The sequence below is a fragment of the Cohnella lubricantis genome, assembly GCF_014212015.1.
In the GTDB taxonomy this organism is placed as follows: Bacteria; Bacillota; Bacilli; order Paenibacillales; family Paenibacillaceae; genus Cohnella; species Cohnella lubricantis.
This window is the reverse complement of record NZ_JACJVN010000075.1, coordinates 1-8733: the sequence shown is the minus strand read 5'-3', so window position 1 is coordinate 8733 and position 8733 is coordinate 1. Positions and strand designations below refer to the sequence as shown.

The following is an 8733-nucleotide window of genomic DNA, read 5'->3' as shown; positions in this document are numbered from 1 at the left end:
AAAATGCTCCCCTTACAGTAACAGGTTTTATTATTTCACCTGTCTACCGTATGGGGAGCATATCACGAGCCTGGTTGTCCTCTTGTGCATTAGTCGAGGGAGGATTGCCTGCTGATGAAAAGCAGGATTTTGTCTAATTATAGTGAATAATTAGACAAATACTCTTTTCCCCCGGGTGATTCCCATTACGGACCGATTCTTATCGAATCATAAGAACATGCCGCAGTTATATAATGCGTTGCAGCTCTATAACGCGTTATTTAACCAAACCTCTGACTGTGTTGCCGTTATCCGACTAGATGGCCGGATGCTTGAAGTGAACAAGACGTTCGAAGAGCTGCATCAATGGAGACTGGAAGAGATTGTCGGCACCGTGCTGCCGATGGTCCCGGATGAGACCAAACCGGCGGTCTATCAGCTGTTCGATCATATCTCTCAGGGATCGGAGATCGCAGGTCTAGACATTCTATTGCTGCGCAAGGACGGCAGCTCCTTCTGGGCCAACGTGTCGTTATATCCGCTGAAGAATGAAGAAGGCGCTGTTGTCGCTTGTCTCGGGATCGGACGGGACGTCACGGAGAAGAGGAGAGCGGAGGAGGCCCTTCGCAAGTCGGAGAAGCTATCGGTTGTAGGCGAGCTCGCGGCAGGCATAGCCCATGAGATCCGCAATCCGCTAACGAGCCTGAAGGGCTTCATGCAGCTATTGAAGGAGCAGAACACCCATTATATCGACATCATGCTGAGCGAACTCGAGCGTATTAACAATATCGTCAACGAGTTCATGAGCATGGCCAAGCCCCATAGCATCCGCTTCGTGAAGGTGAATCTCCCAACCGTCATCGAAGAGATCGTATCCTTCATGCAGCCGCAAGCGCTTCTGCACAACGCGGAGATCACGATACAATTGCAGAATCGTCTTGGCTTCTTCTGGTGCGAGCCGAATCAGATCAAGCAGCTGCTGATGAATCTGCTGAAGAATGCGATGGAGGCGATGCCTGACGGCGGAGAGGTACGGATCGAGGCTTATCGGGAAGAAGATGAGACGATCGTGCTTCAGGTGACGGATCATGGGAAGGGCATTCCCGAGGAGGGGATGGCTAGACTCGGAGAGCCGTTCTATTCGCTCAAGGAGAATGGAACGGGTCTCGGGCTGGCTGTCTGCCATCGAATCGTCGAAGCGCATAATGGAAGGCTCACGTTCCGAAGCCAATTGGGCAAGGGTACGGCGGTGGAGATCGCCTTTCCAACGACGGATTGATCCTGCGAGCTGTCGGCAAGCCAAAGCGAATACAATAGGTCAATAATACGAGAAGACCTGCCGTTCGATCGGCAGGTCTCTTCCGGGTGTTGCAGCTTAATCCCGTCACAGGCAAGCATATACCGCATTTCGCACTCGCGGATGCACATAGGGCTCCTGGCTGTTCAGCAGATGCTGGGCGTACATGACCGTCAGTTGGGACTCCGGATCGATAATCGCGAGGCATCCGGCCGCGCCGGCCCAGCCGAATTCGCCGATCGGGCTCAGCGACCCGCTGCTGGCGCGCGAGATGTGGGTGCGGACGCCCAGTCCGTAGCCATAGCCCGCCATATGCCCCCAGTTGAAGTCGCCGCGCATGCTCTCCGTCAGATGATCGGTCCGCATCAGCTCCACCGACGCCGGTGACAGGATGCGCACGCCGTCCGCGCTGGTTCCCCGATTGGTCAGCGCGTTCAAGAAGCGCGCGTAGTCGCTCACGGTCGAGAACAGTCCCGCGCCGCCGCTCTCGAATTCCGTCCCGAGCCGGAAGCCGTTCCCGTCCGCGCGTACGGCCTTGCCCAGTTCGTCATTATATTCGTACTGCGGGGCCAGACGGCCTTGCTGGTCCTCGGACAGGTCGAAGACCGTATCGCGCATGCCGAGCGGTCCCGTAATCTCCTCCCGCACATACTCGCCGAATCTTCTACCGTCCACCACCTCGATCAGAGCGGCGAGGACATCGTGGCATAGGCTGTAGTTCCACTGCGTTCCCGGTTCGAACAGCAGCGGCACCTTCGCGAGCGCCGCCGCGAATTCTCGGGTCGGCACTCGGCCGTTCGTGCGTTCCGCGGCTTCCCGAATGGAAGGCGCTCCGATGTCGTAGGAGAAGCCGGCGGTCATGGCGAACAGATCGCGAATCGTGATCGGACGCTCTGCCCGGACGAGTTCGGTTCCGCCGTTCGGCAGCGTCTTCCGCACGGTCATCTCGGCGTATTCCGGCAAGTAGTCCGCCAGCGGATCGCTGAGGAGCAAAGTACCCTTTTCGACCAATTGAAGGGCAGCCGCGCATGTTAGGATCTTCGTCATCGAGTAGAGGTGGAAGAGGTGCGATTCGCCGATCGGAGTCTTCTCTTCCAAGTCGGCGAAGCCGCTGCGGTAACGGAATACCGTCTCATTGCGGTGCATGACGAGCACCTCGGCCCATGGTATGCGCCAAGAGGTGATGCGGTCGATGAATTGGGATAGCGGTTTGAAGTCCATAGTTCCACATCCTTTGGCATGAAGGTAGTCAGATGCCGCCTATCGACGCGCGACGGGGCCGGCTCCTCCTCCATTATTAGGCAACTTCCCGTGCATGGCAATAGGATAGGAACAGACTGCTCTTCCTTTCCGCTCCTCTTACTCCCATTCCGCCAGCCGATAATCCTCGCGGGTCAACTCAAACTTCCCCTTCAAGCCCGCACTCAAGTAAATCTTCTTATTCTTCGTCACGAAGATCGCTTCCATGTTGTCGTTCGCTTCCACGAACTTCATCCCCTCTTCAAGGCCGAGCGCGAAGACGGAGGTGGACATGGCGTCCGCGCGCTCCGATTGATCGGTAATGATCGTCACGCTCAATAGATTGTTCTCGACAGGGCAGCCGGTTCGGGTATCGAGTATATGGTGGTAGACGATGTTGTCTTGAATGAAGAACCGCTCATAGATGCCGGAGGTGACGACCGTCTTGTCCGAGAGCTCCAGCACGCCGAGCGGATTGCCCCTCTCCTCGCCGGGATCTTGGATGCCGATCCGCCAGTCGCTGCCGTCCGGTCTCGAGCCAAGCGCCAGCACGTTGCCGCCAAGGTCGATAATCGCTTGGTGGAACCCGCGGCTCTCCAGATACTTGGCAATGACGTCTGCCGCATACCCTTTGGCAATAGCGCCCAAGTCGATGGACATCCCCGGCCGCGCCAGCGTCACCCGAAGGCTGCTCTCATCCAGCGACGCATCTTGATAGCCGACGAGCTTCAAGGCTGCGCTCAGCGAAGCTTGGCCGGGAACGGCCGCGCCTTCGTGGCCGATGCCCCACAGGTCGACGAGCGGTCCGACGGTCGGATCGAATCTGCCGCCGGTTCTGGCCGCATAATCAAGCGCGGTCTTCACAACTCCGAACGTCTCTTCAGATACGATGGCGCCGCCTTGGCCGGCGTTCTTGTTCACTTGGCTGATCTCGCTGTCCGGACGCTGGCGGTTCATCTCCTTGTCAATCTTCTGAAGCAGTTGTTCAATCTCATTGAAGTTCTGCTTGGTCATGCCGGAATCATAAACCTTCACAGTCACGATAGTGTCGAAAATGTAGTAGGTGTCGGACATAGGTTCGTCCACGGGGGGTGTAGCTTGCGTCTGCTGTCCGCAGCCCGCAAGTGCTAGAACGATCAGCACAGCAACGGCTAGAGGCAGCCAGCGGCTTCTGCTTAGCATAAGAGGACACTCCTTCCTTCTTGACCGGATGATGATCTCAGCTTACCAGACGGCGCAGAGCCGGAAAGTGAGGTTTATCACTGTAGCCTCCGGAGCGTTCTCCCATAATGAGAATAAGGCTTCAAGCTAGGAAGGAGGCTCGCCATGAGAAGAGGGGATATTTGGATTGCCGGCGTGCTGCTGGCTGTCGCGGCTGCTATCGCCATCCCTCGGATGTCCGGGGAGCATGAGGCGGCGGCGGCCGAGAAATACGCGGAAATTACGGTGGACGGGGAACATTACCGAACCGTTGCTCTGGACGGGGCCGATCAGGTAATCGACATTCGCTCGAAGCATGGGCACAATGCGCTTCGAATATCGAAGGGCGGCATTGACATGTTCGACGCGGACTGCCCGGACAAATTGTGCATCGCGATGGGGCATGTGACGCATATCGGGGAGAGAATCGTCTGCCTTCCGAACCGGGTATTCGTCGAGATCGTCGGCGGCCAGGGCGATGTGACGGGGGACGGGTTCGATGCCGTGGTCAGCTGATGACGTCTTGCTGAGGAAGACGATCGTGCTCTCCATCTTCGCCTCGATCGCGGTCGTGCTGGGCATCGCGGAATCGATGATTCCGTTCGCCGTTGCGGTTCCGGGAGCGAAGCTGGGACTTGGTAACATGATGGTGCTGACTTGTCTCTACTACTTCAACGCCCGCGATTCGCTCGGGCTGATCCTGCTGAAGACGGTCATTACGGCTTTTCTGCTGGGCAGCTTCTCAACGTTCCTGTTCAGCTTAATGGGGGCGCTCGGCAGCTTCGTTGTCATGTACGCGATGCTCCGCTTGGGGCGGGGCAGCTTCAGCTTGCTCGGCATTAGCGTGATGGGCGGAGTGGCCCATAACGTCGGCCAACTGTTCGCGGCTTCGATGGTGCTCGGGACGACCCGGATCTTCTATTACTTGCCGTTCCTGCTTGCGGCGGGGGCGGCGACGGGCATCTTCGTCGGCATGTCCGCCAAGCAGCTGATCGCCGCGCTGCAGCGAATTGAATGGTTCCGCCGGCGTGAATGGGCACGGCCTTGAAGGGAGGGGCAACTATGGACAAGCGCAAGCTGCCGCCGGCCTTGCGGCTCGAGAACGTTGGCTATCGGCGGGATGCGGGGGCGGCTCCGGTGCTGTCCGGCGTGTCCTTCACGGTGCCAGCCGGCCAGTGGGTTGCGATCGCCGGGCGGAACGGCTCCGGCAAGTCTACGCTGCTGCGCCTGATCGCCGGACTTCTGCCTGCGAGCGAAGGCGGCATTGAGGCGGCGGGAACGCGGATCGGTCCTGCATCGCTCAGCGAGATTCGCCGGCGGATCGGCATCGTGTTCGCGAACCCTGACAACCAATTCGTCGGGCAGACCGTAGCCGACGATATCGCGTTCGGCCTTGAGAACCGCTGTCTGAAGCCGGAGGAGATCGAGCGGAGGCTGCTCCGTTATGCCGAGCTGTTGGAGATCGCGGACTTGCTGGACCGACACCCGGCCTATCTGTCAGGCGGACAGAAGCAACGCGCGGCGATCGCCGCCGTTCTCGCGCTGGAGCCGGACATTGTCCTGTTCGACGAAGCGGGGTCGATGCTCGACGAGAGCGCGAAGCGGGAGCTGCTGGCGATCATGCGGCAGCTGCGGGAAGCGGGAGGGTACACGATGATCTCCGTGACCCACGACTCCGAGGAGCTGTTGGCAGCGGATCGTGCCATCCTTCTGGCGAACGGGACGGTCGCGGCTGACGGCCTGCCGTCGGAGCTGCTGAAGTCCGAGCGGTTATTGGAAGCCTGCCGGCTGCAAGCGCCCTACGTACTGCAGGTATGCCGGGCGCTTCGGCGCCAAGGCGTTGATGTGGACGATTATTTAACCGAGAAGGAGCTGATTGACGCGCTATGGCCATCCGGTTCGATCATGTCACCAGTCGCCGGGAAGGAGCGGATCTTCGGCGTTCTATAGCGTTGGACGCGCTGGATTTGGAGCTGCGGCCGGGCCGGTTCATTGCGGTTCTGGGCGCTCCGGGCTCGGGCAAATCGACGATGCTGCAGCATCTGAACGGTCTGCTGCTGCCGGATGAAGGAACGGTCGATGTGTTCGAGTTCCGGCTGCAATCGCAGTCGCTTGCGGGCTCCGGGAAGGGAGCCGGCGGCAGCCCTGGCAGCGAAGCCGGCGGCGGGGCAGGCGGTGGCGCGCGCGCCGGTGCCAGTGCCGGCAAGAGGCGGTTGTTCGGGCGCCGGAAGCGGGCGAAGGATCCCGCTGTGCCCGCAGGATTGCGCAAGCGAGTGGGGCTCGTGTTCCAGTTCCCGGAGCAGCAGCTATTCGAAGAGACGGTTCGGCGGGATTTGATGTTCGGGCCGCTGAACTTTGGCCTCGGCGAAGCCGAAGCGGCCGCAGCCGCGGACAAGGCTGCGCAGGAATTGGGGCTGGACGAGGAATTGCTGGAGCAAGGCCCGTTCGATCTGAGCGGCGGCCAGATGCGGAAGGCGGCGATCGCGGCGGTGCTAGCCGCAGAACCCGACGTGCTGGCGCTGGATGAGCCGGCCTCGTCGCTGGACCAGGCGAGCCGGGAGGAATTGATGCAGCTGCTGCGCGACTGGTGCGACCGCCGAGGCAAGACGATCGTCATCGTGACCCACCGTCTGGAAGAGGTGCTGCCCTATGCCGACGAGTATGTCGTGATCGATAGGGGCCGGAACGAATATCAAGGGGATGCCGCAACGCTGCTGCGGCGCCCGGAGATCATGGCGAAGGCCGGCGTGCTCGCGCCGGCATCCGCGCGGCTGCTAGCTGGTGCGGCCGAGCGGGCGGGGGCGGGAATTGTGCCCCCGGCTTCCTATCTCGACCCGGACAGCGCTGCCGCTTGGATCATGCAGCTTCTGGCCGCTGGCAGAGAAGGAGCGGACTCAGCGACGGTTAGCGCCGAGGGAGAAGTCTGCCGAACGAGCCGAACGTTAGTTAACAGCTGATTGCAAGTTAACAGCTGATTGCAAGTTAACAGCTGATGGCAAGCTAGCAGAAAGCTAGCAGTTGATCGCTAGTTATCAGTTGATTCCTAGTACCTAGTAAGCGTTGAGCTGCGAACAAATCCGGTTGAACGAGAGGAGGGTGCGGATGCGTGCGAGAATCGTAGTTGGAAGGTATATCGAGACGGGCTCCTGGGTGCACAGTCTCGATCCGCGCGCCAAGACGACAGCGGTGCTGCTGTTCATGGCGGCCGTGTTCATGACGGACTCGTATGCGGGAATCGCTGTATTGCTCTTGTTCTCGCTCATCTATATGAAGGCTGCGGCAATTCCCCTATCCATGTTCGCAAGGGCGATCAAACCGCTGCTGCTCATTATTTTGTTTATATTCGTCTTCCACTTGCTCTTCACCGCAGGAGGCTCTCCGATCGTCGACCTAGGCCTGTTCAAGCTATATGCGGGCGGCTTGCAGAGAGGGCTGGTTGCGGCTTCGCGCATGGTGCTGTTCGTGGCGTTCGCCGCGCTTGCCTCATTCACGACGCGGCCGGAGAGGCTGACCCAGGCGCTTGGCTTGCTGCTCAAGCCACTCCGTTATGTCGGCGGGTCGCCGGATCGGATGGCGCTGATGGTCAGCGTGTCGATGCGGTTCATTCCGACTATCTTCGAGGAAGCGGAGCGGATCTGGAACGCGCAGGTCTCGCGTGGATTGGAGCTGAGGGGACGGCCGATGCGCCAGCAGGCCAGGCTGATCCTGTCCCTCTTGGTGCCGGTGACGGCAGGGGCGTTCCGCCGAGCGCTCGACCTGTCGGAATCGATGGAGGCTAGAGGCTATCGTCTCGGGGCTCCGCGTTCCGCTTATCGGAGGCTAACGTGGCAAGGCAAGGATACGTGGTTCATTGTATCGTTCTTTCCGCTGCTGGCTGCGGTATGGTGGCTGTGACTTTTTGAAGGCGAAGAGAAGAGGGGGAGGCGGCCATGGGGAGTCGTTCCAGAAGGGTGTGGGCAGGATTCTGGCAATTGGCAGATCCGAAAATATGGGTGGCCTCGACCGTACCGATGTTGGTCGGCGCTGCATTGGCTTTCGCGGAAGAGAGGAGGATTCACGGCGGCTGGTTCGCGCTTGCGCTGGTTGGCATCTACCTCATCGAGATCGGCAAGAATGCGGTCAACGAATTCGTCGATTACGTCAGCGGCGTAGACCGGTATGTGACGGCTGACCAGCGCAATCCCTTCAGCGGAGGCAAGAAAACGATCATAGACGGACGGCTTCTGCTAGGCGAGACGTTCTTGATAGCGGTGCTGACGCTTGTAGCGGCTTTCTTCATCGGGCTCTCCATCGCCATCCTCCGGGAGCCGGCTGTGTTCGGCATCGGCATGGCCGGCGGCGTGCTGGCCGTGTTCTACAGCCTTCCGCCATTCAAGTTGAATTACAACGGGCTGGGGGAGGCGGCGGTTGGCATCACTTTCGGACCGCTGCTCGTGTCGGGCATGTACGTGATGCTGACGGGCGAGCTCAGCTGGACCATCGCCGCCATCGGGCTGCCGATCTCCTTCATCATCGTGAACATTCTATGGATCAACCAATACCCCGACTTCGAAGCGGACATTCGGGGAGGGAAGCGGAATTGGCTTGTCCGCATCGGCCGGCGTACAGGCATTAAAGTATACGCCGTGTTGTTCGCGTGTGCTTACCTGTCACTCCTGCTGCTGTTCGGGCTGACGATGAACCCTTATTGGCTCCTCGGTATGCTGACGATACCGCTTGCGGTGCGCGCTGTGCGGACGGCAGCTGCGAATCTAGACGATCTGCCGGCATTCCTCAAGGCGAATGCGGCGACCGTACTTATTCTGCAGCTGGTCGGCGCAGCGATGATCGCCGCCTCGCTGCTCGGGGGCTGACGTTCGCTGCGGGTTGGCGGCGGCAGCCGCGGCTGGACAGCGGAACCCGGGAATGCTATTCTCATATCAAATTAGAATATCGGTCCTGAAGCACAGGCCGCTCGTACCGGGAATCTCCGGCGCGGGCGGCTTGCTTATTTTTCTAAGGAGCTATTCCTGTAATGA

Annotated in this window: 9 protein-coding genes; 7 read left to right on the top strand and 2 right to left on the bottom strand. The window is 59.7% G+C overall.

Annotation, left to right across the window (positions count from 1 at the left end):
- The first annotated feature begins 217 nt into the window (after positions 1 to 217).
- Positions 218 to 1258: an ATP-binding protein gene (locus H4Q31_RS18040; protein WP_185180463.1), complete on the top strand. Its 1041-nt coding sequence runs from the start codon at positions 218 to 220 to the stop codon at positions 1256 to 1258.
- 105 nt (positions 1259 to 1363) lie between these two features.
- Here the strand turns inward: H4Q31_RS18040 and H4Q31_RS18035 are convergent, their stop codons facing one another.
- Together H4Q31_RS18035 and H4Q31_RS18030 are read right to left on the bottom strand one after the other, a co-directional pair.
- Positions 1364 to 2497, bottom strand: coding sequence for a serine hydrolase domain-containing protein (locus H4Q31_RS18035; RefSeq protein ID WP_185180462.1), 1134 nt, complete (start codon positions 2495 to 2497; stop codon positions 1364 to 1366).
- 138 nt (positions 2498 to 2635) lie between these two features.
- Positions 2636 to 3697 carry an FAD:protein FMN transferase gene (locus H4Q31_RS18030; protein WP_185180461.1) on the bottom strand — a complete coding sequence of 354 codons (1062 nt, stop codon included), beginning with the start codon at positions 3695 to 3697 and terminating at the stop codon, positions 2636 to 2638.
- A 144-nt stretch (positions 3698 to 3841) separates the two neighbouring features.
- Here H4Q31_RS18030 and H4Q31_RS18025 point away from each other — a divergent pair, with 144 nt between their 5' ends.
- The 6 genes from H4Q31_RS18025 (at position 3842) to H4Q31_RS18000 (ending at position 8568) form a co-directional block, all read left to right on the top strand.
- On the top strand, positions 3842 to 4231 hold the full coding sequence (locus tag H4Q31_RS18025; RefSeq protein ID WP_185180460.1) for a NusG domain II-containing protein: 390 nt from the start codon (positions 3842 to 3844) through the stop codon (positions 4229 to 4231).
- Positions 4215 to 4763 carry a Gx transporter family protein gene (locus H4Q31_RS18020; protein WP_185180459.1) on the top strand — a complete coding sequence of 183 codons (549 nt, stop codon included), beginning with the start codon at positions 4215 to 4217 and terminating at the stop codon, positions 4761 to 4763. Before H4Q31_RS18025 ends, H4Q31_RS18020 begins: the two co-directional genes overlap by 17 nt.
- Positions 4764 to 4777: 14 nt before the next feature.
- Positions 4778 to 5665 carry an ATP-binding cassette domain-containing protein gene (locus tag H4Q31_RS18015; RefSeq protein ID WP_185180458.1) on the top strand — a complete coding sequence of 296 codons (888 nt, stop codon included), beginning with the start codon at positions 4778 to 4780 and terminating at the stop codon, positions 5663 to 5665.
- Positions 5602 to 6672 (top strand): ATP-binding cassette domain-containing protein, encoded by a 1071-nt coding sequence (locus tag H4Q31_RS18010; RefSeq protein ID WP_185180457.1) that lies wholly within the window; start codon positions 5602 to 5604, stop codon positions 6670 to 6672. Before H4Q31_RS18015 ends, H4Q31_RS18010 begins: the two co-directional genes overlap by 64 nt.
- 145 nt (positions 6673 to 6817) lie before the next feature.
- Positions 6818 to 7609, top strand: a complete 792-nt coding sequence (locus tag H4Q31_RS18005; protein ID WP_185180456.1) for an energy-coupling factor transporter transmembrane component T family protein — start codon at positions 6818 to 6820, stop codon at positions 7607 to 7609.
- Between the two features lie 35 nt (positions 7610 to 7644).
- Positions 7645 to 8568 carry a prenyltransferase gene (locus tag H4Q31_RS18000; protein ID WP_185180455.1) on the top strand — a complete coding sequence of 308 codons (924 nt, stop codon included), beginning with the start codon at positions 7645 to 7647 and terminating at the stop codon, positions 8566 to 8568.
- Positions 8569 to 8733 lie beyond the last annotated feature (165 nt).